The organism is Ruminococcus bromii (assembly GCF_002834225.1).
In the GTDB taxonomy this organism is placed as follows: domain Bacteria; phylum Bacillota; class Clostridia; order Oscillospirales; family Acutalibacteraceae; genus Ruminococcoides; species Ruminococcoides bromii.
On the sequence record NZ_NNSR01000028.1, the window covers coordinates 1 to 24047 of the forward strand.

Genomic DNA, 24047 nt, shown 5'->3' on the forward strand with positions numbered 1-24047 from the left:
CAACGGGTGGTTTGCTCTAGGGCTATAAGCCCATGCTACCGGCCAGCGTCTCAAGACGCTGGCTTTCACTTGGTTCAAGCCTATTGCCTTTGCCTCTTTCGCCACCCCTTAAAGGGTGTTTGTATTACTCGCCACCCTTAAAAGGGTCTTCATATTCTCGTACACTTAATTTATCTAGTGCTATATCATGCTTTTCTTGGTCTTCTATGTATTTCCTTATGGTTGCTTCATTTAGACCTACTGTACTCACATAATATCCTTCTGCCCAAAAGTGCCTATTTCCAAACTTATACTTCAGATTTGCGTGTTTCTCAAACATCATTAACGCACTTTTTCCTTTTAAATATCCCATAAAACTTGACACACTCATCTTCGGTGGTATACTTAAGAGCAAGTGTACATGATCTATCATCATATGCCCCTCTAGTATCTCCACTCCTTTGTACTGACATAACAATCTTATTATGTCTTGCAAACTCTGTCGATACTGTGCTTATATTATTTTTCTTCTATACTTTGGCACAAACACTACATGGTATTTGCACATCCATTTTGTGTGGGATAAACTATTTGTTTTATTTGCCATTAAAATCACCTTTCTTTTTTTACAATAGACTTGAACATTCTTATTGTAATACGATTGGTGATTTTTTTGTATAACTTTTTATGCACACCCGCATAGCGGGTGGTTGTTTGTGCCACGCAAGCGTGGCACTGGGTAAACCCATTAATAAAACCCCGACACAGCATACACCGTGTCGGGATTTTTTGTATATTATGAAAAATTTTCAAAGACTGACAATACAAATTTCAAAAGTGTCAATTGACAAAACGGGAATTTCGTCTTGACAAATGATTTTTTGCAAAGAAAATGCTCCGACGCTAAAAAGTATCGGAGCATATATGAGCTTTTTTATAATTAACTGACGGTAATTTTGTTTTGACCGCCTGTTATGTCGGAAAAATTGTTTTTAGCACTTTTAACGAATGCGAAGATTGTTTTCAGAAGCATATTTCTTGTTTTGCTGTCAAGACCTGCAAAGGATTTTAGGATTGTTCCCGTGTTTTTAAGCGGATTTTTCAGCATCTCATTAAAGGTTGCGGTTTCGGTCAGCGACAAAAGGGCAAAAACCTCTTTTGTGAACTCCCGTCTTTGAGCAATTGTCAGCGATTCAACAAATTCTTTCAGCGTGTGGTCAAAGAAAACGCTGAAATTTGTAGTGCTTTTCAGCCTGATAAGACTGTTCTGCTCAATCTCCCATGAATAGATATCGTGCTGAAGAAAACCTTTTTGATTGCTCTTTACAATGGTGTAGCTCTCCTCATGCTCAAATATCATGCCGAAAATGCTTGACTGCGGAACAAAGGTGTAGATTCTGTCGTCAATTTCATAAAATCCGCTGTCCCTGATTTTGTCAAGAGAAAACCCCGGTCCGTCAAAATTGTAAATATAATCAATATGATTTCTTGAATTTTCATCGGTAAAAGCACCGGCATAAACCGCAAGATTTCCGCCCTTTGAGTGACCGCCCAGAATAAATTTTCCGTTGAGCATACGGACTGCCTTTTCAAAATAATCAAGAGCCTTTTTCTGTGACGGCAACGGAAATGTGAAGAACATATTGAAGTCCTCCTGCCAGCCGACAAGAGAAAAGTCCGTTCCTCTGTATGAAATAAAATAATTCTTTTTGAGAAATTCAAAAGTGATTGCGGAAAACTGCATACTCACATCGGACTCAACCTCGTTTACATACCCCGAAACAAGAATTTTGCCGAATCTCTTGCTCTCTGCCGTTGCTTTCAAAAGGTCGGCGTCACCCTTCCACAATAGATTTTTCTCGTAATCATCGGTTGCAAACACACGCATTGCCGCCTGTTCAAGGGTAATTTCATCAAACAGACAGGACGATACCGCACCGTCAAAAGGAAGATATGAAAGCCGTGAAAGCACAAGTGCGTCAAGCTCGTTAAAACCATCCTGCTCAAATGTCAAATCGCCGCGCCAGCTTATGTAATCAAATATGTCAGCCATACAAATGCCTCCAATCTGTTTTCTCTCCGTAACTATTGTATCACTTTGTGCTAATTATTTCAATACAATTTCGATAATTGTAAAAGAAAAGGACAAACGGCTTGCGTTCATCCTTTAACAGTATATGAAGTTATCTGAATTTTGCGATTACTTCAAGAAATTCTTTTCCGAATTTTTCAAGCTTTGTTCTGCCCACACCTGAAACTTCAAGCATTTCATCGGGTGTTTCGGGGCATTTTTTGCACATATCAGTCAGCGTTGCATCGCTAAAAATAACATATGCGGGAACGCTCTTTTTGGACGCAATGCTTTTTCGCAAAGCCTTGAGTGCGTCAAGTAAATCGGCATCGACAGGCACTTCGGGGCGGTGCGTTTTGACAACCTTTTCGGAGTTTTCAACTTTCTTCATCACAAGCCGTTCCCGCCCGAAAAGCACATCTCTGCTCTTTGGCAAAAGTTTTAGAGCCTCGGTTTCATTGTCGGCTGAAATATACTCCTTTTCGGCAAGAAAGTCAATTGTGCCGAAAATATGCCTTGCCGTAACCTCTTTCATTATTCCGTAGGTTGACTGACTGTTAAGCTCAGCTTTTAGAATTTTCTCGCTTTTACTGCCCTTTAACACATCACAAATCACGGTTTTGCCGTATCTTTGTCCTGTTCTTGCAATGCAGGACATAATTTTTTGAGCGTCAATTGTGACATCAACAAGCTTGTGAACGGAAAGACAGTTGGAGCATTTTCCGCAGTAAGCCTTTTTATCACCGCCAAAATACCGCAGAATAAATCCACGCAGACAATCGTTTGTTGTGCTGTAAAAGGTCATATGCTTTAAGCGTTCAAAATCACGCTCACGAATTTGCTCGTTTTCTTCAATTGTAAGCTCATCGTTGCCCTCGGAATTTTCAATCATAAAGCGGTTCAATCGGACATCCTTCGGACTGTAGAGCAGAATACAATCAGCCTCACCGCCGTCACGGCCTGCCCGTCCTGCCTCTTGATAGTAGCTTTCAATGTTTTTCGGCATATTGTAATGAATTACATATGTAACATTTGACTTGTCAATTCCCATACCGAAAGCATTGGTTGCAACCATAATATTTTTTCGGTCAAAAACGAAATCCTCCTGATTTTTCCTGCGTTCGTATTCATCAAGTCCTGCGTGATATCTTGTAGCCCAAAAGCCGTTATCACAGAGCAATTCGCAGACAGATTCAACATTTTTTCGGGTTGCACAATAGACAATTCCCGACCTGTCGCCACGCTCTCGAATGAGGTCAATAAGCTTTTCGTCCTTTGACGATGACTTTATTACACCGAAGAAAAGGTTGGGGCGGTCAAATCCCGTTGTAATTTCAAACGGATTTTCAAGCCTGAGAATTTTCTTTATGTCTTCTTTTACATCATTCGTAGCCGTTGCTGTGAATGCTCCGACAATCGGACGATTTTCAAGGCTTTTAATAAATGAAACAATTTTGAGGTAACTCGGTCTGAAATCCTGTCCCCATTGTGAAACGCAATGAGCCTCGTCAACTGCAACCATTGAGATTTTTATCTTTTTGCAGGTGTCGAGAAATCCGTCAGTCAACAGCCTTTCGGGTGCAACATAGATGATTTTGTATTTTCCGTGTTCAGTATTTGAAAGTACTCGCAGAAATTGCGGATATGAAAGGGAGCTGTTTATGTATGCCGCAGGGACTCCCGACTGAACAAGCGAGCCGACCTGATCCTTCATAAGCGAAATGAGAGGTGACACAACAATTGTCACCCCGTCAAAAAGTAATGCGGGAATCTGATAACACATTGACTTGCCTGCACCTGTGGGCATAATGCAAAGTGCATCTCTGCCGTCAAGCAAAGCGTCAACTATCTGTTCCTGTCCGTCTCTGAAAGAATCGTGTCCGAAGTAATCTTTCAACACGCTTAATTTATCACTCATCTTTTTGCCCTTGTCTATCATTCTTTATTGGAATTATAATCATTGTATTCCCGTTCAATCCAAGCCATAAGCAGATTTACAATTTTCTGCTGTTCGACCTCGTTAAGCTGTTTATCCTTTGCAACTCTGTACCACTTGTTAAGACACCCTCTGCAACAACAGGCACAGGCGTGCTGTGCGATAAAAACAGGGTGTCCCCTCATAGGCGTCTGCTTTCCGTCATTCGGAATATATTTTGGTGCAAGCCGTGTTCTGACAAAATCTTCTGCGTGGGAGCGGATTTTATCCATTCCCTTTTCATTTATGTAGTCGATGTCCTTTTGCTTTAAATGAAACCGACTGCGAAAATCCGACTTTTTCAGTTTATCAAGTGCCTCATCTATTGTTTGCATCGTTTATGCCTTCTTTTATTGTCATAACTTAATTATAAACAATTACTACGGTAATGGCAAGAAAAAATGCGATAGTTTTCTGTTGCAAAAAAACAACCCCCTCGACTGTTTGACCGTGGGAGTTGTTTTCATAGGGTTGCTTTTCAATTATTTTTAGAGATTAAACATCTTTGCAATATTTTTCAGCAAGAGCAAAGAACGCTTTTTCAAGCGAATCCAAGGTTTGTTCCGTCATACTGACCGACATACTGTTTTTGTCGGAAAATATGATTTCAACGATTGTAACCGTGGCGTCATCGACTGTCAGTTCTTTGTTTTTCGGATTATATTTTTTCAGGATTTCCAATGCGTCTTCGGCAGCGTCGCACAACAACTTCATATCAGTTTCGTTGATCAAAACATTTTCAAAAGCGATATAGCCGCATTTGCAGATAGCGTCAAAAAGGTAAATCGTGCCTTCTTTTCGCACATAAAAAGAACAGCAGTAGTCAAAATTTGAATGATTTTTTGAATAACTCACGGACACTATTTCTTTTTTTGCACGCATTTTTCGTTTGGAAATATTATGAAATAACGACCGTAAAGTCATATCGGTTATGTCATGGTCGTTCCGCAGAACGGACAGAATTTCGGAGGATTGCCGTCAGGCTTATAGCCGCAGGCAGGGCAAACAATCGCCGCAGAGTTTTGCGGATTAAACGGCTGTTGCGGCTGCTGATTTCCTGTGTTGCTCTGCACAGGCATTCCGTTCTGCTGATAACCTGTATTGTTCTGCATAGGCATTCCGTTCTGCTGATATCCCATATTGTTCTGCATCGGCATTCCGCTTTGCTGATAACCCATATTGTTCTGCATGGGCATTCCGTTCTGCTGATATCCCATATTATTCTGCATCGGCATTCCGTTCTGCTGATATCCCATATTATTCTGCATCGGCATTCCGTTCTGCTGATATCCCATATTATTTTGCATCGGCATTCCGTTCTGCTGATATCCCATATTGTTCTGCATGGGCATTCCGCTCTGCTGATAACCCATATTGTTCTGCATACCGTTTCTAATTTGTTCGCATAATCTCATCAACTGCATTCCGTCATCAAACGCTCTCATAAGCTCATTTCTTACAGTACCGATTGACGAATCAATATACATTGATATGTCGGTTATGAACGGATGATTTACGATGAATTTTGCTTTTAAAGAAGATATTCTTTGCGGTGATGACGATGTGTTTGTATCACGAACATACGGCTGAAGCGCAAGAGGAACATCAAGCATACCGTTTTGCCCGGAAAATGAGTTTGTTGCACCAAACTGACTGCCAAAACCGCTGTTCATGCCCTGACGGTTATCATAGCGGTCGTACTCATCGGGGATTCCGTCACGGTCGGAATCCTGCAGGGTTGTATATCCGAGTTCAAGCCAAAAGTCCTGCAGCTGTGAAAAATCGAATATTTCAGGATTGCTGTTTTTGAAATCTCTGCCTATTGTGAAATAGAATTTTCTGTTATTAAAATCAACAACAAGCTTTTCATTTGTGCCGGCACTTGCCGACTGAACAAATACCGAATATTTCTGTCTGTTCTGTTCACGCTGTTCAAGATGAGTTTTAACATCAGCTATTGTTCTGTTTTTCCAACCTGATGAAAGCGAACTTAATTTGTGCTTGCAGTCGCTGCAAAGATAGCCGTCTGAAAGCTTTTGCCTTGTGAGGGCATTTACCTTTTCCCCGCAAAGGTCACAAAATTTCTTTTCAAATAGTCCCATAAGCGTTCTCCTTTACAAAAGACTAACGATTTTCTTTTGAATGTTTGTAGCGTCTACGACAGAAATTGTTCCGTCATTATCTGTGTCGGCGAGTTTTAATTGATAGGAATCAAATTCAACATTATGAACAACATGTTTTTGAACAAGTGTTGCGTCAATAACATTAACCACACCGTCCATATTGACATCATACGGAACTGTAATGTTTACATCAAAACTAACATCGTCTTTATACAGATATATCTCATACACCCTTGTAACACACTGCGGTTTGCTTACAGTAATGACATATTTGCCTGGGAATGTTTCATAATACAAATATAAGGGTTCTGCATTACTGTTTTCCATTTCATGTTCAAAGCTGCCCTTATAAACGCCGTCAAAAGTGTATTTATCCATCTTAACAGTAATAGTGTCCTTCGGTGAGCCGCCTGTTTTGAAGTTCATTATTATTTTGGCCTTAACCTCTTGCGTCACTTTAACCGATACACTGTAAATGACATCACCGTTTTCACCCGTGACAGCACACCTGAACTGAGTTTCATCAAAATCCGTATTCGGTCTGATGCTCAAAGCATTTGTTTTTGTACCCTTGAAGGAAAATTTGCTTGATGTGGATGAGTCGTCATCTATGTTTCGCCACACATATCTTGCTATACCGGTGCTTGTTCTTCTCCTTACTTTCATCTGCCACTGATAGCTTGCGGCATTGTTGGCAGTAACCGATATAGTTTTTTCTTTGCCTTTCATAATTTCTGCCTCAGTGGACTGATGTGTAAATGATGGCGATTTATCTGCAACAACGTAATATGCCCAAATATAATATTGACCTGTGGTTTCATCCTGAAGAATTGTCGCCTGACCGTCGTCGTTGTACAAGCCACATACTGCGTTCTTGGCAACCGCATATCCTCTGTTCATATTAAAGTATAGCTGACAACAATACATACCGCTGTCAAAAGCTTCTCCGTCGTTGAGCTTTCTGCTAACTTTGTTGTTTTTGTACTCATACCACTCAATATAATCAAAACTGTAGTAAGTGCTGTTTATCGGAGTTGCCGTAGTTGAGGGGATTTTCCGCTGTTCAGGTTTCTCCAAGCCTAAAAATCCAATTATAGGAATTTCTGTCTTCTCAAGAAGTCCCGGAAAGTTACATTTTCCCGAATAAAAAGTACCGCTCTTTGAACCCGTTACTTTACATCTAAAGACAACATCTTTCCACCCTGAGTCAGGTCCTACAAGTTCTGCGTAGGTCTGAAATTTAAGATGGTCTGTAAAAACACCCGAAAATTTCGAGTTGGGTCTGTCGGTTTTATCGGAGAGGTTAACCCAGCTTAGGCTCGGATACTTTGCCTGCCATTGATAGGTAAAGGTTTCGTCTGTACTGCCGCCGTTTACTCCCACGATAATGTTAAGGACATCTCCTATGTAAACCTCGGTGTCGATATATTTGATATAAGCCTGAGCCGCCGCATTTACGGTTACGGCTGTCATAGGAAGAGCCGTTAAAAGCATAAGCACACACAGGGCAACGCTCGAAATACGCTTTGCTTTTTTCTTGATTTTCATAAAAATCCCTCCTTTATGCCCAAGGGTCATCCGAAGCGGGAGTTCGTATGTCGGAGAGTGCAAGATTGCGCCACAAGAACCATTGATTGCCCTTTCTGCGAAGCTCAATCGGGCGAGGTGAGTCCGCTCCCGATGACTGAACCTGAACCTTTGCATAACCCTCGCTCTGATAGGTATATGCATACTCGGAAACGGTTATTTTGTACGGAACATTCGGTGTATAATCGTTCTTCACGGATGAACCCTCAAAATACGAGCGAGGAATATATCCCCTGCCCTTGATTCTGTCACGCAAAAACTGAATATCCATCCCGTTCATCGGCTGAGGTCCTTTTAATACATTGAGCATTTCTATTGTGTTTTCCGGACTTTCATCATATTCAAGCAACACAAGCATTGCAAATGCCGCTGTTGAAAGAGGTGACGAAAAGTCAAGCTCCGGCATTTTTTTGAGTTCATCTGCATTTTTCGGATAATCGGCAAATACAAATGTTTTGCTTTTGTACCTTGCATTGTTTACTGCTCCCGAAACAGCCTTTGTAACATTGTTTTTTACAGCCTGATTTGTCATATTTTTTAAGCTGTCAAATATACCCATAAACAGTACCTCCTTTTTAAAGTGCGTCAAGTGCGGCAGCAAGATAATCTGCCGTTACGGATGAATAAAAAAACGAGCTTATTTTTCCGAATTGTTTTGCCTGTTTAACCCTGTCAGCAAGATCGGGGTATGACTGTTCATCACAAAGCAGAGCCGTTTTGCAGTTTGGCAAATGTTCTTTTATTTTCTCACAAAGCTCAAGCCGCTTCTCGACAGTTGAATTGGCAAGTCTTGTGACATCCATAAGCAAAACATCAACTCTTTGTGCAATGCACAAATCAAGAATTTCTCCGTCCTGATTTGGCGAAACATTTTCAATGCAGAATCTTCCCTTCCTGACAAGTGCATTTTGAATAGCCTCACTAAGCAAATTGTTCTGAACACTGAGCAAAATTTTCTTCAACGGACATCACCCCTTTTCACCTATATCTTTCACTTATATTGTACAATTTTGCGGTACAAGATGAATGTGCCAAACGGCATATTTCACAACATAAACAAAAAAACACAGCCGCCCGATTGCTCGGACAGCTGTGAACTTGTGCTAAAAATATCAATGGTGGGTAATTAAAAGGGGGGTAAATAATAAAATAATTATGCTTTGTTCTTAACAGCACCGATAATGTAAAGTGCAGGAATAACAAGACCGCAGATAAGAGAGAACACATTAAACTGTGAGCCGCCTATCATACTGATAATTTCGCCTGCAACACACATAACCGCAACAATAACGCCCCATACAATACATGTGTTTGCCTTGTTCGGAAGTTTTGCATTGATAATGCCGATAATACCTGCAACAAACTCAGCAACCGCACTGATAAGTGCGAAAACGCCGCCGACATAAAGCATAGTCATATCGTATGTACCGTCGTTAAAAGCTGCAAGTGCGGCGATACCGAGAACAGCGATGATTGACACGATCAATGCAATAGCACCGAATACAATCATAAGGATTCCCGTTACTTTAAGAAAAGTTGAACCTTTTGCCTCCATAGTTTTTCCTCCTGTCATTAAATAATAAATTCTATGCGCCCTTGCCTTTAAATATTAACCTGACAAAGGGAGCATTTTGTACAAAAGATATCACCGTCCAAGCAGTTATATCCTGTAATTGTATTATACTGTTTTAACAGCAAAAAAATATGTGCCAAACGGCACATATTCAGAAAAAAGTATTTATTTGTCGTCATTTTTGTTATCAAGGATTACAATTCCCGCCTCTCTTGCCTTTACGGCAAGCTCTGTTCTCGACTTAAAGCCTGTTTTTTCAAGCATATACTGTATATAGTTTTTGACAGTACCGGGAGCAATGTAAAGCCTTTTTGCAATTTCCGTGTTTGTATCGCCGCTTGTCAGTTCACGCAAAACCTCAAGCTCTCTTTCCGTAAAATCCGTACTCATTGCATTGCCGAATCTGATTTCGGGAGTTGTGTCGGGGAACACACGCTCACCGTTCATTGTTCTGTCCATAAGCTCAATGATAGGTTCGGGACTTACCTCTTTGTACCAAAAGCTGTCAACTCCTGCCAGTCTTGCCCGCTTCAGGTAGGAATATTCAGGCATTGAGGTAACTATGATTATCTTGATTTTCGGGAACTTCTTTTTAATTCTTTCAGCCGCCTCAAGACCGCTTGCACCCATGGCCGTACAAATATCCATTAAAATCAAATCAACATCTGAATTTTCGCAATGATAATCCGCCATATCGGCATTGCTGATTGAGCCTGCCAGCGTATAGCTTTCACTTTGATTTACATACATTTCAAATAAAGTTCTCGGCATTGACTGATCTTCAACTATCAGTACTCTTGTCATATTGAAGCACCTCACTTTTTGGAATTGTGATTTCAAGAACAAAAATTTCGGAAGTCGATATTTTCATGCTTCCGCCGATTTGCTCCGCTTTTTTTCTTACGGAAGAAAGTCCGCCGCCCTCGTTAATTTTTCGGGGAGGTTTTCTGCCGTTATTCTTGAATTTAAAGATATAATTTTCACCGTCGTCAAGACTTTCAAGAAGCATTTTATCCGCCTTGGCGTGTCTTGCGGCATTGTTAAGACATTGCAATGCTGCAAAGGTCAGCACCCGTGCAACCGCATTATTGTCTGTCGGAAGATTGCCGGCTATTTCAAGCGTTATGCCCACCAGCCTTGCGGCATTTTCAATATCCTTAGCAAAGTTTTCGTCTTTGCGGTCGTTCTCTGCGGTGTTTAAAACAGCAATATTGTTTCTCCACATTTCAAGCAATTCTTTATTATTTTCAGGCAGATTATTGTTTTCGAGATACTTTCTTGTTGCTATGAGAGTGCTTCCGAGCCTGTCATGAATTATCTCCTTTGTGCGGAGAATTTCTTCTTCTCTTGTCAGGTCACAGACCATTTCATTGTATTTTTTCAGATGAACATTAACCTTTTTCAGCTCGCCTATCTCATATTCCAAAATTGAAGTCAGCTTCGTAAACTCTGTTATGTCGGTTGCGACAAGCTGAAAATATGACTTTGAAAAAATTTCCGTTTCCGACAACGAAAAGCTGAAAACTCTGCCGTCATTTAATCTGACTGTAAATGTTCCGTCATTTTCATATTGAGAAACCTCTTTTATCTTTTCTCTGAAAGGCGCTGCAATGTTAAGCGATTTACCCGTAAGCTCAAGGCATATACTCTCCATAAGGTTATTTTTCAGCACAACAAGTCCGTTTTTATCAAAATAGCAAAGTCCGGCAGGCAGACCGTCAAAGCTCTCCTTGATTGACATTGCGGAAATATTGTTGTTCCTGCAGCGGTGAAGCCTTGCCGTTATGTACACAGACATTGCCGTGCAGTATGCCGTTATACCGACAGACAGAGCAAACGGCATTCTGCCGAAAAATTCAGCCATTATGTTAATTGAATTGTCATAGTAAATTTTACTCAGAATCTGAGTACTTACCAAAAACATTGCCGATGAAATCACCGCAATAGCAACAGCCGAAACCGACCTCCACAATTTGATTTTATACAGAAAAGACACTGTTGCGTTGTGGATTGCCATACAGGTGACAACAAACTGTACGCTCATCAGTGCAACGCAAATGAATGAACGCATTTCAAACACGGGAGTCATATGCCGTCACCTCCGCTCTGCATACGAACAAACACAAACAGCGTGTCGGCGTCATATTCCGTGGTGACATTTCCGCCGAGTTTTGTAATATCGTCAAGTAAATCATCGGGAATTTTCATTTCATTTTTGCTGTCACAATTGATTTTTAAATCAATAAATTTATTATCAGCCTTTAAATTAAACAGCAACGCATCTGTGCAATTCATTTTGAGTCTTATAAATTCTCCGATAAATTTGAAGATTGCAATTGACTTTTCAGCGGATATTTCTCCCGATACATTGCTGAAAAACGAACAGGAAATTCCGTAAACAGAAATGTACTCGGCAAGTTCTCGGATACTGTTTTCAAGCTCAAAAGCATTCAGCATTTTTCTGCTTTTTGCCATAATGAACAGATTGCTTATTCTCTTGATGTAAACATTCACAACACAGGCACGGGCATAATTGACCGAAATATCTCCGCTGTTATTTTCAATGTTTTTGAGTATATTTTCAAGGTCGCAAAGCTGCGGGCGGATAAATTCGGTTATGTTGTCATAGAGCTTGTTCTGTTCGGTTACTGCCGCTCTGCGTTTTTTCAGCTCTGCCTCTGATTTCAAGATTACATTGTATTCTGAAATCTGTTCCTTAATCTCCGAAAGCTCTCTGTTAATTCGGTTAATTGCCGATATGTCTTCCGTCCAAACTGCCTTACCGCCTTTTATATTATGCTTTTTAAGAATTATATTTTCATCAATCACAACGCTGTTACCGTTTTTCAGAACAACATTTTTTGAAACATTTGCCGCATTTTTTGAGCGGTATTTCATATTGCCCTCATTGTCAAATATGAGAGCGTTAAGATTTGACGCATTGAAAAAATTGCCGTAACCCGTATTTGACGGCACAAGACCTATCTGAATAAGGCTTTCCCATAAAGCAATTGATGCAAAACAGAACACCTCGGGAACATTGTAAATTCTGAGTCCCGAATATCCGTGATTCAGATTGTTCCAAACGGTATAAATTATTGCGACAAGAATTATTACAATCGGAATCCACAGCTTTTTGCGTGTTGCGGAAATTCTGCATTGATTGATTGAAAGCACAATTGACGAAAGCACAAGTATAAAAATCCACACTACAATTACATAGTAAACAGGACCGTAGCTGTATTGTTTGTTCCAATTGTGAAAATCGGGTTCAAATACAAAAGCAAGCTGATGTAAATCGTTTGTCATAACAAGCAGCACAAGAACGGCGGCAGGTATAATCAAAAGATATTTTCGGTTATTTGTATTTTCAGGCTTGCCTATATTCAGCGTTGCAAAAAACATCATAAGCGGCAAAAACACCATTGCTATGTAATATGAATACCAAAGGTACCGTCCGTATGTGTTGATGTCGGCAGGGCTGTTGTATTTTATGGCACGAAGAGCCATCCACAAGAGCATAAGCGTTGCGGATATCACAAGGCAGATTCTTATATTCTTCTGAACAATGCGATATGAAACAGACACACCCCAGCCTATAATAAGCCCCGAAAAAATAATAACATCAAAATTTTCCATATAATTATCTACTGAGGAAGTAAGATGAGAAAAAATTCTCACCGCACCGCCAAACAGGAATATAATTATCCCGATAACAGTCAGAAGTTTTGTTTTGTCTACTTTGCGAACCATATGCCACCAACCGGTTAATTTTAAATAGATTTTATGTGAATCGCCAAATTAAGATTGTATCACTTTATTACATAATAACACAAAGATATTGATTATACAATTGAATATCTTCTTAAAAAACAAAATTAGGGTTGATAAATTCCGACTCTGTATCAATATCGGCACCGACAGACAAAGTCATACTTTCAGATAAAACACAAAGACCCCTTATGACAATTATTATGATATTGCCATAAGGGGGTTATCATTTATTCATTTTTACTGCTGTTCATAAAACAAATCTGCTCAGGTTTAAATTTTGTTTTTTCGTTTTTTCATATAGATTACAGCTGCGGCAGAAATTATCAGAGCAAACAAAATTGCTGTCAATATTATTCCGCCTGTTTGAACTGCGTCTGCGTTGTTGTTGATTTGAGTGCCGTTGCCTGAGGAGTCAAGCGGGGTTGTTTCAGATGCAGCCGAATCTGAAGAATCAATGGGTTTTGTTTCAGATGCAGCCGAATCCGATGGGTTCGGTACGGTCGGTTTGGTCGGGGTAACAGCTGAATTGTCAACAATTACATTTGCGGTATCGGTAATACCGTTTGCCGCTGCAGTAATGACAGCTTTACCCTCCTTATGACCTGTAACAACACCAAAATTATCAACCGTTGCTATGCTTTCATCAGATGAAGTGTATGTAATCTTACTGTTTATCTGTGAAGCAACTGGCTGAACAGTCTTGTCAAGTTTTTGAGACTCATCAACCTTTACGGCAACATAAAAAAGTTGGTCGTCAGACGCTGTTGAACCACCGAAGTTATCAATTGCAATTGTGATTGAATCAACACCGGTAAAGTTAATTTTTTCTCTTGAACGGGCTGAAACGCAATTATTCTTACTGCTCCAGTTGTTATCGTATTCAAGCTTCATATCAGCACCGTCCGCTTTATATGCGTGATTCTGACTGCCTGTACCTCTGTCCGTAGCGGTAGCAACATCAAGCTGTGAGGTGTCGATTATCTGAACTCCTCTTGTACCTGTGTTTGTGTCAACCATTGAAGATGAAACATATTCTTCCGAAGCCGTAAGAGTGGTTAGATGTCTTTCCTCATTATAAACAAGTTATCAATTACATTGCCGTAATTATTGTGCAGTTTTTGAAATAAAAGTTATTTTATAATAATCTTCACAAACAACAAAAAGCACCTTACATATTCGTAAAGTGCTTAATCTGCTTCTTCTGTTTTAACCGTTCTTGCTCTCGGCTTTTTGGGAGCGTCAGACTTGACCTCTAAAAAACCGCCCCTTTTACGGAGCGGTTAAGATTTATGCAGGAATATATTCCGATTTTCTCGGAATTTTTAAAAAAGAATTAACAATAGGTAAATCAACATCATAAACGGCGGTTAATTTTCGCAGTAGCTTCCGCCTTTTCACTGCTGTAAACCCTACTTTGGAAAGTGAGTGAAATTAAATTTCATTCCTGCCCTCAAGAGCCTTTGCAAGGGTGTATTCATCGGCATATTCAAGATCGCCGCCAACGGGGATACCGTAGGCAAGCCTCGTCACCTTTACACCAAGTGGCTTTAAGAGCTTTGAAATATACAAAGCCGTTGCGTCACCCTCAACAGTCGGATTGGTTGCCATAATGACCTCTTCAACCGATTCCTCGTTAAGCCTTGAAAGCAGTTCTTTTATAGTAAGATTGTCGGGGCCGATACCGTTAAGCGGCGAAATTGAACCGTGGAGAACATGATAAACGCCCTTAAATTCGTGGGTGTTTTCAATTGCCGTAGCATCTCTCGGAGTTTCAACAACGCAGATAACGGAATGATTCCTTGCGGGATTTGCACACACGGGACAAAGGTCTTTGTCTGTAAGATTACAGCATTTACTGCAATAGTGAATCTTTGTGTGGGCATCCATCACCGCACCTGCAAGCTGTTCTGCTTCAGTCTTTGACAGATTGAGAACATAATACGCAAGCCTTTGAGCGGTTTTGTTGCCGATCCCCGGCATTCTTTCAAACTGCTCCACCAAATTTTCAAGCGGAGCAACATTATATCCCGACATAATCAGAACATTCCCGGAATGTTAAGTCCGCCCGAGATTGTTTCCATTTTGCTCTCTTTTTCCTTGGCGGCTGCTCTGATTGCTTCATTTGCGGCTGCCATAACAAGGTCTGCGAGCATTTCTACATCTTCAGGGTCAACAACCTCGGGTGAAATTTCAACCTTTGTAAGTTCCATTTTGCCTGTCACGGTAACCTTTACCGCACCGCCGCCTGCTGCTGCCTCATACTCTTTTGCCTCAAGCTCCTTTGATGCTGCCTCCATATCGTCCTGAAGCTTCTGAGCCTGACGGGCAAGCTGCTGAATGTTGTTTGCTCCGCCGCTGCCGTAACCCTTTGGTAATCTTGCTTTCATAATTTTATCTTCCTTTCGGTTATTTTTGTGTTATTATTACATCGCTTCCCTGCAAGCTTTCAACAAGCCTGTCAACGGGATCGGTTTTGTCTTCCTGTTTTGCACTCGGTCTTTTGTACGGACCGAGGTTATAGTGCTGACCTGTTGTTTCAAAAATAAGCTGACGGATTTCCTGCCGTCTTTCGTTATTTTTGAGAAGTTCAAAAGCCATTTCGTTATCTGTGTCAATCAGCATATATTTTCCGCTTGTGTAAGCAGAAGAATTTGCAAATGCCGCCGCAATTGCCCTTGAAACAGGTTTCATATTATTGACTACCTCCGCCCAATCGGGGAAGGGCTGTGCGTTGTTATAGATTGCGTCAAGGTCAACGCTCTGCCTTTGAACTGCTTTTTTAGGTGCGGAAGCTGTCAAAACAGGCTGTTCCTGTGCAGGCTGACCCTGAATTTTCGTTGTCGGAGCAACAGGCTCATCCTTTTCCGTTTCAACAACAGGCTTTACTTCCTGCACTTTTTCGGGTTCGGATTTTTGAACCTCCGGTTTTGGAGGTTCACTCTGAACAGGCTGTGACACAGCTTGTACCTGTTCGGGAACACAGTTTACCCTTATTCCCTTTTTAACTGCCTTTTCAAGGGCGGTTACCCTTGCGGTCAAAGCCTCAACCGTTCCGTCAAGCTCTGCCGACGACAGCTTTACAACCGCCATTTCAAGCTCTGTTCTGTCGCCTGTTCCCCTACCCATATTCTGATATGCCCTTGAAAGCACATCCATATAATAAACAATGTCGGCAAGTGACAGATAATCCGACTGGACTTGAGCCTGCTCAAACTCATCGTCAGCCATAATAATGATATCTCTCGGATTTTTCACCGACTTTATCAGCATAAGCGTTCTGAAATGCGAAAGCAGTTCATCGCAGAGCCTTGCCATATCCTTGGACTCACCGTAAAGCCTGTTGACAATTTCAAGAGCCTTTGCGGTATTCTTATTGATAACGCAGTTAGCAAGCTCAAAAAGATAGGTCTTTCTTGCAAGTCCTGCGGCACTGCGAACAACATCTTCATCAATGTCTGAGCTGATTGCAATACATCTGTCAAGAAGAGAAAGAGCATCCCGCAACGCACCGTCGGCAACAGATGCGGCAAGCAACGCTGCACCATCGCTCAGCGTCACTCCCTCCTGACTTGCAACATAGAGCAGTCTGTCTGCTATTGCACGGGGTGGGATTCTGTGAAAATCAAAACGCTGGCATCGTGACAGAATTGTCTGCGGAAGCTTGTGAACCTCGGTAGTTGCCAAAATAAAAATTGCGTGCTCGGGAGGTTCTTCAAGCGTTTTGAGCAAGGCATTAAAAGCCTCGGTTGTGAGCATATGAACCTCGTCGATAATGTAAACCCTGTATTTGCACTTTGACGGCTTAAACTGAACCTCGTCAATAATCTGGCGAATATCGTCAATTTTTCTGTTGGAGGCGGCATCCATTTCGGTAACATCAAGAATACCGCCGCTGTCGATGCCCTTGCATATTTCACATTCACCGCAGGGATTTCCGTTTACGGGATGAAGACAATTGACCGCCTTTGCAAGAATTTTTGCGCAGGTAGTTTTGCCGGTACCCCTTGAACCCGTAAAAAGATACGCATGGTTAAGACGGTTGGTGCTAAGCTCATTTAAAAGAGTTGTGGTTATATGCTCCTGTCCCGAAACATCGGAAAAGGTTTTAGGTCGCCATTTTCTGTAAAGTACCTGATACAAAAATTCACCCCTCAATCAACAAAAAATGCAAGCCGTCAGCCGAAACAACGGCAATCGTACAAATGAGTGAACGACAGACTTACTGCATCGCATCGGCAATACTGCTTAATGCTGCTCGGTTCCCCGCCTGACATGATTCACAGACCCCAATCGCACAGGGCCTGTCGCTCACTTAATTGCACGCTTTTTGACTTCTTGCAATTCTGAACTGAATTATTCATTTCTTTGTTCGTAAAAAGAAATATATTGTACAAAAGAACACCATTGCAAGACAAGCTGATTGTTCAGTCTGCTTTACAACGAACTTATTATACCATAACCGATTGATAAAATCAATAGGTTATGGTTATTTTTATTGTTTGCAGTCACAGAAAGATATCGTCTGTTTTGCAGCGGCAAACCTTGTTCACCGCTGCAAATGAATACACATTTTTGATTAAATCATAAGTTATGTGAATAAACAAAATGTTACATCAATGCGGGCGTCCAATGAACGCCCCCACAGCATAGACTGCATAAACACTTGCAATTTTGCACTCGGGCATAATATGCTGTTTATTATGCAATCTATCTTCACGAATTGGGAACGGCGGCTCGCCGTCAATTTTTAATTTGCTAAGATTTCCCTTGCAACGAATACACCGCCGGCGCTGGCATGAGAAAGTGAATGTGTAACGCCGCTGCCGTCACCGATGATATAAAGTCCCTTGTGGGGCGACTCGAGATGCTCGTCAACATCAACTTCCATATTATAGAACTTGACCTCAACACCGTAGAGAAGTGTGTCATCGTTGGCTGTGCCGGGGGCAATTTTGTCAAGAGCATAAATCATTTCTATGATACCGTCAAGGATTCTCTTTGGAAGCACAAGACTCAAATCGCCCGGTGTTGCATCAAGAGTCGGAACAACAAGTCCTTCTTTGATTCTGCTCGGATTGCTTCGGCGACCTCGAATCAAATCACCGAAACGCTGAACAATTACACCTCCGCCCAGCATATTGCTAAGACGGGCAATGCTTTCACCATAACCGTTGCTGTCCTTGAAAGGCTCTGAAAAATGCTTGCTGACGAGGAGTGCAAAGTTTGTGTTCTCTGTCTGCTTTGCCTTGTCCTCATAGCTGTGACCGTTTACTGTGATAATGCCGTTTGTGTTTTCGTTTACAACGCAACCCTTCGGATTCATGCAGAATGTACGCACATTGTCCTCGAACTGTTCTGTGCGGTAAACAATCTTGCTTTCGTAAAGTTCGTCTGTGAGATGTGAAAAGATTGCGGCAGGGAGCTCCACACGAACACCGATGTCAACACGGTTCGACTTTGTGGGAATATTAAGGTTATGACAAACATGTTCCATCCACTTGCTGCCGCTTCTGCCGACCGAAACAATGCACTTTTTGCACTCATAATTTTCATCAGCTGTGTCAACAAGGTATCCTTCCTTATCATTGCCGTTCTTGAGTTCAACATTTTCAACAGGTGTATCAAAGTAGAAATCAACCTTGTTTTCAAGGTAATCATAAAGATTTTTAAGCACAATGTAGTTGATATCCGTACCGAGATGACGGACTGATGCGTCAAGAAGATTAAGCTTATTCTGTAAGCAAAGCTTCTTAAAGCTTGTGCCTGCTGTGGAATAAAGCTTTGTACCCTCTCCGCCGAACTTCATATTGATTTTGTCAACATATTCCATAAGCTCAATAGCTTTTTTCTTGCCGATATGTTCGTAGAGCGTGCCTCCGAAATCGTTTGTTATGTTGTACTTGCCGTCCGAAAACGCACCCGCACCGCCGAAACCGCTCATAATGGAACAGGTTTTGCATGAAATGCAATTTTTAACTTTGTCACCGTCAATCGGACATTTTCTCTTTTCAAGAAGATGACCTTTTTCAAATACGGCAACCTTTATTTCAGAATTGTTTGTTACAAGCTCATATGCAGAAAAAATTCCGCCCGGACCTGCTCCTACAATAATAACATCGTACTTTTTCATTATCATTTTCTCCTTTATTTGTTGTGGGTAACATTTAAGGGCAATAAAAAAACCGCCAAAACATAATACTACGCCCCTTAACGGGGATTATAGTAAACTGTTTAAGGCAGTTTGTAGAAACACCCGTCCGTATTACGGGCTTATACAATCCAACTTCTGCACACGGCAGAAAATTGTTCTGATAAAAGTCATCAAAACCTTGGTTATTGTAACAAATAACATCACAATTGTCAACAAAATAACGCAAAAATTTAAAATCTGTTATTTTTCCTTTATCGCATAAAAACTACACAATAATTATGCTTGCCGACAAATGCATAAATATTATTCAAGCTTTTCGGCAACCTCGCCAAGACGCTTGTAGATGCTGTTTTCGGGAACATAACCTCTTACAAACGAAAGCGGATAGATGTTGGTGTTTCTGCCGATTACCGAACCGGGGTTAAGAACGCTGTTGCAGCCTACCTCTACATGGTCACCGAGCATTGCACCGAACTTTTTAACATTTGTGTCAACCTTTTCGCCATCGCAAAGAACGGTTACAAGGCTCTTGTCACTCTTAAGGTTTGATGTGATTACACCTGCGCCTGTGTGTGACTTGTAGCCGAGAATACTGTCACCGATGTAGTTATAATGCGGAGTCTGAACACCGTCAAAAAGAATTGAATTTTTAAGCTCTGTTGAGTTGCCTACAACTGCACCTTTTCCGACAATTGCGTTGCCTCTGATAAAGGCGCACTGTCTGACCTCGGCATCTTCGCAGATAATGAGCGGTCCGCCGAGATATGCGGAGTCAAAAACCTTTGCACTCTTTGCAACCCACACATTTTCTTCCCTCTGTTCGTAGATTTCGGGATCAAGAGTTTTTCCGAGTTCAATGATAAATTCGCTTATTTTCGGAAGAGCCTCCCACGGATAATCAACGGTTTCAAGCAAGGGCTTTGCAATAGTCCTGCTGTAATCAAACAAATTTTTTGCCAGTAATTTTTCGTTTTCCATTTTTAAAATTTACTCCCAATATATATTATTCTTTCAAAGAATTTTACGGTTTTATACCTCAACAAAGAACAGCCAGTAACCGCTTGCGTCCTTTCCTGCAACGAACTCAACTCCTCCGCTTATGTACTTTGAAAATACATAGCTTTTGCCGTTCTGAGGATTTGTCACGGTGGCACAACTGCCCTCGTGAACCCAACGCTCGTTGAAAACATTTATTCCCTTGATGAGAAATTCTTCTTTTGAGGTTTTGCCGACAAATCTGTAATTTTTCATAAAATCAGCCTTCTTTAACCTTTTGCGGTGACAGCCTGTTGTCAAGACCTGTCTTTTTAAACACAAGCACAACGACAACGGCACAAATCACACCGAGTAACATTCCGCAGAGAACATCTGACGGATAATGAACATAGTTATAAAGTCTTGAGAACACAATCAAAAGTGCAATCACAAGTGCCGGTATTCCGAACCGTTTGTCCTTGATAAGCATAACGGTTGCCGCCGCAAGCGACGAACAGCTGTGTCCCGACGGAAAACTGCTGCCTGACGGAATGGCTATGTTAAGCCCAGAGCCGGGATTCAACTCAGACGGTCTTGTTGAATAATCGATATTCACCATAAACGGCCGTGGTCGGTTTATAAGATTTTTTATTCCGATTTCGCCGATAAGAAAGCCGATTGCCATTGCAACAAGCATCATAACTCCCATTGAGCGAGTTTTTTTGAAAATTATAAACACAATGCCGACTGCAATCCAGAAAAGTCCCATTTCACCCATATAGCTGAAAAAAGCCATAATCGGATCAAGGAAAGAGCATTTAAATGTGTTCTGAATAAATTCAAGAACCGAGGTGTCAAATGATTGAATCATATCAAAGAATGACATATCATTTTCCTTTCACAATAATTATAACAACCAAAAAACAGAATGTCAAATTAAATAAATTTTAAGTTATTCACATTCATATTTTGCAAGTTTAGCATAAAGTGCTTCGTCAACAACAGCCTCAACCGAAAGTCCTTCGGCAACATATTCTTCATAAATGAGAGTGCCTTTGTTGCGGATTTCATTTGCAAGACCTGCCTGTGCAAACGGCAGAAGAATTTTTACTCTTTTCATTCTGACGGGAAGATTGTTCTCAATTGCATTAAGAAGTTCGTCTATGCCCGTGCCGTTCTTTGCACTTATGCGAACACAGGCTTTAAAGTCCTGTGCAAGCATTGTTTCGTCAAGCAAATCGCACTTGTTGAGAACGGTTATAATCGGTGTGTCACCGCAGCCGAGGGATTCAAGCAGGTCGGTTGTAACCTGCATATGTGTTCTCGCCTCGTCACTTGATGCGTCGCATACATTTAGAATAATATCCGACTGTGCCGCCTCTTCAAGGGTTGAGCGGAACGCTTCAACAAGGTGGTGCGGAAGTCTGCGAACAAGTCCTACCGTGTCAATCATCATAACGGTTACACCGCTCGGAAGCTTCAACGCTCTTGATGTGGGGTCAAGCGTTGCAAAAAGCTTGTCCTGTGCAAGCACGCCTGCGTCAGTAAGGCAGTTCATAAGAGTTGACTTGCCTGCGTTTGTGTAACCGACAATCGCACAGGTTATTACACCGTCCTTTTTTCTGCGTGAACGCAACATTTGACGATGCTTTTCAAGGTCTGAAAGTTCTTCTTTCAGGCTTTCAATTCTTCTGCGGATGTGTCGTCTGTCGGTTTCAAGCTTTGTTTCACCCGGACCTCTTGTGCCGATACCGCCGCCGAGTCTTGACATTGCGATACCTTTGCCCGTAAGTCTTGGGAGCATATATTTAAGCTGTGCAAGCTCAACCTGAAGCTTGCCCTCTTTTGACCTTGCTCTCTGGGCAAAAATATCGAGAATAAGCGTTGTTCGGTCAATTACTCTGACATCTGTTTCAGCCTCGATATTTTTAATCTGTGTCGGAGAAAGCTCGCTGTCGAACACAAGCAAATCTATCTCCTGTGATTCGCAGATTTCGGCAATCTCGGCAAGCTTGCCTGTGCCGACAAAAGTACCCTTTTCAATTTTTTGCAGATTCTGCGTTACCGACAAAACGGGATCTGCTCCCGCACTTTTTACAAGTTCAAAAAGTTCGTCAAGTGACGCCTGTGCGTCATATTCGCCCGTGTCAACACTGACGAGCAATGCACGGGTAATTTTTTCTTCGTTACTTTTAAGCTCCATAAAATCCTCACTTGAAGTTATTTATTCATACTTTTGTCAAAACAGGTTTTCATATCCTCGTCCGTGATTTTTCGGATAGGCTTGCACGGATTCCCCACGGCTACGCAGTCGGACGGAATATCCTTTACAACAACGCTTCCGCCGCCGATTACAACATTACTTCCGATTGTGACTCCCGGCATAACCTGAACTCCTCCGCCAATCCACACATTGTCGCCGACGGTAATCGGATAGGCATATTCAAAGCCTGCGTTTCTTCTCGGATAATCAACAGGATGACCTGCCGTGTAAAATCCGCAGTTTGGTGCAACAAAAACATTGTCGCCGAATTTCACCTTTGCACAGTCGAGAATCACCATATTGTGGTTTGAATAGAAATTCTCACCGAGTTCGATATTGTAGCCGTAGTCGCACCAGAACGGAGCGGTAATGTAGAAATTTTCCTTTGTACTGCCGACAATTTTCTTTATAAGAATTTTTTGAGTCTCTTCATCTTCAAACGGAAGATTGTTGTACTCTCTGCAAAGATTTTTAACCGAACAGCGTTCGTTACGAAGCTGTTTCTCACCCATTGCGTTATACATCTGTGAATTAAGCATTTTTTCTTTTTCAGTCATAGTTTTCTCCGTTAATAAATCACATAACAAAATTTACATAACAATGCTTATTATATTATAATTTCACCTTCAATACAAGTAAATTCGAAACAATTTCACTTTTCAGCTGTCAACAAAATCTATATTTTCAGAATCATAGGGAGGATAATGGGACAGCAGGCTTTTGTATAATATAGTTACATTGAAAATATCAATGTAATTTGCAGGAAAACAATGAAATTATTAAATGCAGTTTTGTTTTTGAGGAGGAATTTTTATGGAAAAAAAGAAGAAAACTTTCACATCAACCGAAGTAAAACGCAGATATAACGAAAAGGTTTACAGCCAGATTTCATTTTCTGCACCGAAAGACCTTGTTGAAGAATTCAGAGAGATATGCAGAAATATCGGAATTTCACAGGCAAGCGTTTTCAAAAGGTTTATCGCCGATTTTGTTGAAAAGTACAGATAATCAAAAAGCGGGTGAAGCAACACTTCATCCGCCTTGTTTTGTCAGTTTGTTAAAGATTTTTAATCATCTTAATGTGTGGGCAATGCTCATCAAAATAGGTTTCACCCACCGACACATAGCCCTGCTTTTTATAAAAATTTTCAGCCTGAACCTGAGCCGAAACCGTAACGGCAGTACCGCCGATTTTTTTGATTTCGACCTCGCAGGCTTTCAAAATTTCAGCTCCGAGATTTTTGCCACGGTACTCTTTTTTTACGGCAACCCGTCCGACAATATATTCGCCCTCGTTTTCTGACAAGAAGAATCTTCCCACAGCAACGGGATTGTCACCGTCAAACATAACAATGTGCGTTGCAATCTCGTCAATGCTGTCAAATTCATCCTTGAATCCCTGTTCTTCAACAAAAACAAGCGTTCTGATTTTGACAGCCTCATCAGGCAATTTGTCAAAACATTTTATCGTCATAAGAGCACCTCCGAAAAATCAATATTACCATTATAAATTTCTCCGCACTGAAAGTCAATAAACGACACGACTCAATTATCTTTATCAACAAAACAATCAGAA

24 protein-coding genes, 1 other RNA gene, 1 pseudogene and 1 riboswitch are annotated in these 24047 nt (G+C 41.2%); of the genes and pseudogenes, 1 reads left to right on the plus strand and 25 read right to left on the minus strand.

What is annotated here, in order from left to right; all coding sequences use genetic code 11:
- Positions 1 to 124: 124 nt before the first annotated feature.
- The 24 genes and pseudogenes from tnpA to RBATCC27255_RS02475 all read right to left on the minus strand — a co-directional run bounded on the left by tnpA (position 125) and on the right by RBATCC27255_RS02475 (position 23028).
- A pseudogene (gene tnpA / locus RBATCC27255_RS02360) lies at positions 125 to 586 on the minus strand (IS200/IS605 family transposase).
- A gap of 333 nt (positions 587 to 919) precedes the next feature.
- Positions 920 to 2032: an Mbeg1-like protein gene (locus RBATCC27255_RS02365; RefSeq protein WP_101028568.1), complete on the minus strand. Its 1113-nt coding sequence runs from the start codon at positions 2030 to 2032 to the stop codon at positions 920 to 922.
- 130 nt (positions 2033 to 2162) lie between these two features.
- Positions 2163 to 3968, minus strand: coding sequence for a DNA helicase RecQ (gene recQ, locus RBATCC27255_RS02370; protein ID WP_242958553.1), 1806 nt, complete (start codon positions 3966 to 3968; stop codon positions 2163 to 2165).
- Between the two features lie 17 nt (positions 3969 to 3985).
- Positions 3986 to 4360, minus strand: coding sequence for a DUF4186 domain-containing protein (locus RBATCC27255_RS02375; RefSeq protein ID WP_101028569.1), 375 nt, complete (start codon positions 4358 to 4360; stop codon positions 3986 to 3988).
- Between the two features lie 160 nt (positions 4361 to 4520).
- Positions 4521 to 4880, minus strand: a complete 360-nt coding sequence (locus tag RBATCC27255_RS02380) for a hypothetical protein (RefSeq protein WP_147639949.1) — start codon at positions 4878 to 4880, stop codon at positions 4521 to 4523.
- Between the two features lie 74 nt (positions 4881 to 4954).
- A complete protein-coding gene (locus RBATCC27255_RS02385; RefSeq protein WP_101028571.1) occupies positions 4955 to 6127 on the minus strand; it encodes a DUF4428 domain-containing protein in 1173 nt (390 codons plus the stop codon).
- A 12-nt stretch (positions 6128 to 6139) separates the two neighbouring features.
- Positions 6140 to 7696, minus strand: coding sequence for a dockerin type I repeat-containing protein (locus RBATCC27255_RS02390; RefSeq protein WP_101028572.1), 1557 nt, complete (start codon positions 7694 to 7696; stop codon positions 6140 to 6142).
- A 13-nt stretch (positions 7697 to 7709) separates the two neighbouring features.
- Positions 7710 to 8294 (minus strand): DUF6935 domain-containing protein, encoded by a 585-nt coding sequence (locus tag RBATCC27255_RS02395; RefSeq protein ID WP_101028573.1) that lies wholly within the window; start codon positions 8292 to 8294, stop codon positions 7710 to 7712.
- A 16-nt stretch (positions 8295 to 8310) separates the two neighbouring features.
- A complete protein-coding gene (locus tag RBATCC27255_RS02400) occupies positions 8311 to 8697 on the minus strand; it encodes a response regulator (RefSeq protein ID WP_101028574.1) in 387 nt (128 codons plus the stop codon).
- Positions 8698 to 8888: 191 nt separating this feature from the next.
- Positions 8889 to 9290, minus strand: a complete 402-nt coding sequence (locus RBATCC27255_RS02405; protein WP_101028575.1) for a hypothetical protein — start codon at positions 9288 to 9290, stop codon at positions 8889 to 8891.
- A 183-nt stretch (positions 9291 to 9473) separates the two neighbouring features.
- On the minus strand, positions 9474 to 10112 hold the full coding sequence (locus RBATCC27255_RS02410; RefSeq protein WP_101028576.1) for a response regulator transcription factor: 639 nt from the start codon (positions 10110 to 10112) through the stop codon (positions 9474 to 9476).
- Positions 10090 to 11397 (minus strand): sensor histidine kinase, encoded by a 1308-nt coding sequence (locus RBATCC27255_RS02415; protein WP_101028577.1) that lies wholly within the window; start codon positions 11395 to 11397, stop codon positions 10090 to 10092. The genes RBATCC27255_RS02410 and RBATCC27255_RS02415 overlap by 23 nt, the downstream gene beginning before the upstream one ends.
- A complete protein-coding gene (locus RBATCC27255_RS02420) occupies positions 11394 to 13061 on the minus strand; it encodes a histidine kinase N-terminal 7TM domain-containing protein (RefSeq protein ID WP_101028578.1) in 1668 nt (555 codons plus the stop codon). Before RBATCC27255_RS02420 ends, RBATCC27255_RS02415 begins: the two co-directional genes overlap by 4 nt.
- A gap of 291 nt (positions 13062 to 13352) precedes the next feature.
- Complete coding sequence (locus RBATCC27255_RS02425) at positions 13353 to 14099, minus strand: Ig-like domain-containing protein (protein WP_101028579.1); 747 nt, start codon at positions 14097 to 14099, stop codon at positions 13353 to 13355.
- A 414-nt stretch (positions 14100 to 14513) separates the two neighbouring features.
- Complete coding sequence (gene recR, locus RBATCC27255_RS02430) at positions 14514 to 15116, minus strand: recombination mediator RecR (RefSeq protein WP_101028580.1); 603 nt, start codon at positions 15114 to 15116, stop codon at positions 14514 to 14516.
- A 2-nt stretch (positions 15117 to 15118) separates the two neighbouring features.
- Positions 15119 to 15469: a YbaB/EbfC family nucleoid-associated protein gene (locus RBATCC27255_RS02435; protein WP_101028581.1), complete on the minus strand. Its 351-nt coding sequence runs from the start codon at positions 15467 to 15469 to the stop codon at positions 15119 to 15121.
- A gap of 19 nt (positions 15470 to 15488) precedes the next feature.
- Positions 15489 to 17222: a DNA polymerase III subunit gamma/tau gene (gene dnaX, locus RBATCC27255_RS02440; protein WP_101028582.1), complete on the minus strand. Its 1734-nt coding sequence runs from the start codon at positions 17220 to 17222 to the stop codon at positions 15489 to 15491.
- Between the two features lie 68 nt (positions 17223 to 17290).
- An RNA gene (gene ffs / locus RBATCC27255_RS02445) (signal recognition particle sRNA small type) lies at positions 17291 to 17389 on the minus strand.
- Positions 17390 to 17829: 440 nt separating this feature from the next.
- Positions 17830 to 19212, minus strand: coding sequence for an NAD(P)/FAD-dependent oxidoreductase (locus tag RBATCC27255_RS02450; RefSeq protein ID WP_015524211.1), 1383 nt, complete (start codon positions 19210 to 19212; stop codon positions 17830 to 17832).
- A gap of 70 nt (positions 19213 to 19282) precedes the next feature.
- Positions 19283 to 19380: riboswitch (purine riboswitch) on the minus strand.
- Positions 19381 to 19536: 156 nt separating this feature from the next.
- Positions 19537 to 20211, minus strand: coding sequence for an acyltransferase (locus tag RBATCC27255_RS02455; RefSeq protein WP_101028583.1), 675 nt, complete (start codon positions 20209 to 20211; stop codon positions 19537 to 19539).
- Positions 20212 to 20262: 51 nt separating this feature from the next.
- Entirely contained in the window at positions 20263 to 20484 is a 222-nt protein-coding gene (locus tag RBATCC27255_RS02460) for a hypothetical protein (protein ID WP_101028584.1), read from the minus strand.
- Positions 20485 to 20488: 4 nt separating this feature from the next.
- A complete protein-coding gene (locus RBATCC27255_RS02465) occupies positions 20489 to 21094 on the minus strand; it encodes a phosphatase PAP2 family protein (protein ID WP_101028585.1) in 606 nt (201 codons plus the stop codon).
- 66 nt (positions 21095 to 21160) lie between these two features.
- On the minus strand, positions 21161 to 22411 hold the full coding sequence (hflX, locus tag RBATCC27255_RS02470; protein ID WP_021884055.1) for a GTPase HflX: 1251 nt from the start codon (positions 22409 to 22411) through the stop codon (positions 21161 to 21163).
- Positions 22412 to 22428: 17 nt separating this feature from the next.
- The gene (locus RBATCC27255_RS02475; RefSeq protein ID WP_101028586.1) at positions 22429 to 23028 is read right to left on the minus strand and encodes a sugar O-acetyltransferase; all 600 of its coding nucleotides are present in this window, start codon (positions 23026 to 23028) and stop codon (positions 22429 to 22431) included.
- A gap of 256 nt (positions 23029 to 23284) precedes the next feature.
- Here RBATCC27255_RS02475 and RBATCC27255_RS02480 point away from each other — a divergent pair, with 256 nt between their 5' ends.
- Entirely contained in the window at positions 23285 to 23479 is a 195-nt protein-coding gene (locus RBATCC27255_RS02480; protein ID WP_101028587.1) for a hypothetical protein, read from the plus strand.
- A 49-nt stretch (positions 23480 to 23528) separates the two neighbouring features.
- Here RBATCC27255_RS02480 and RBATCC27255_RS02485 read toward each other — a convergent pair whose 3' ends face one another.
- A complete protein-coding gene (locus tag RBATCC27255_RS02485) occupies positions 23529 to 23945 on the minus strand; it encodes a GNAT family N-acetyltransferase (protein WP_101028588.1) in 417 nt (138 codons plus the stop codon).
- Positions 23946 to 24047 lie beyond the last annotated feature (102 nt).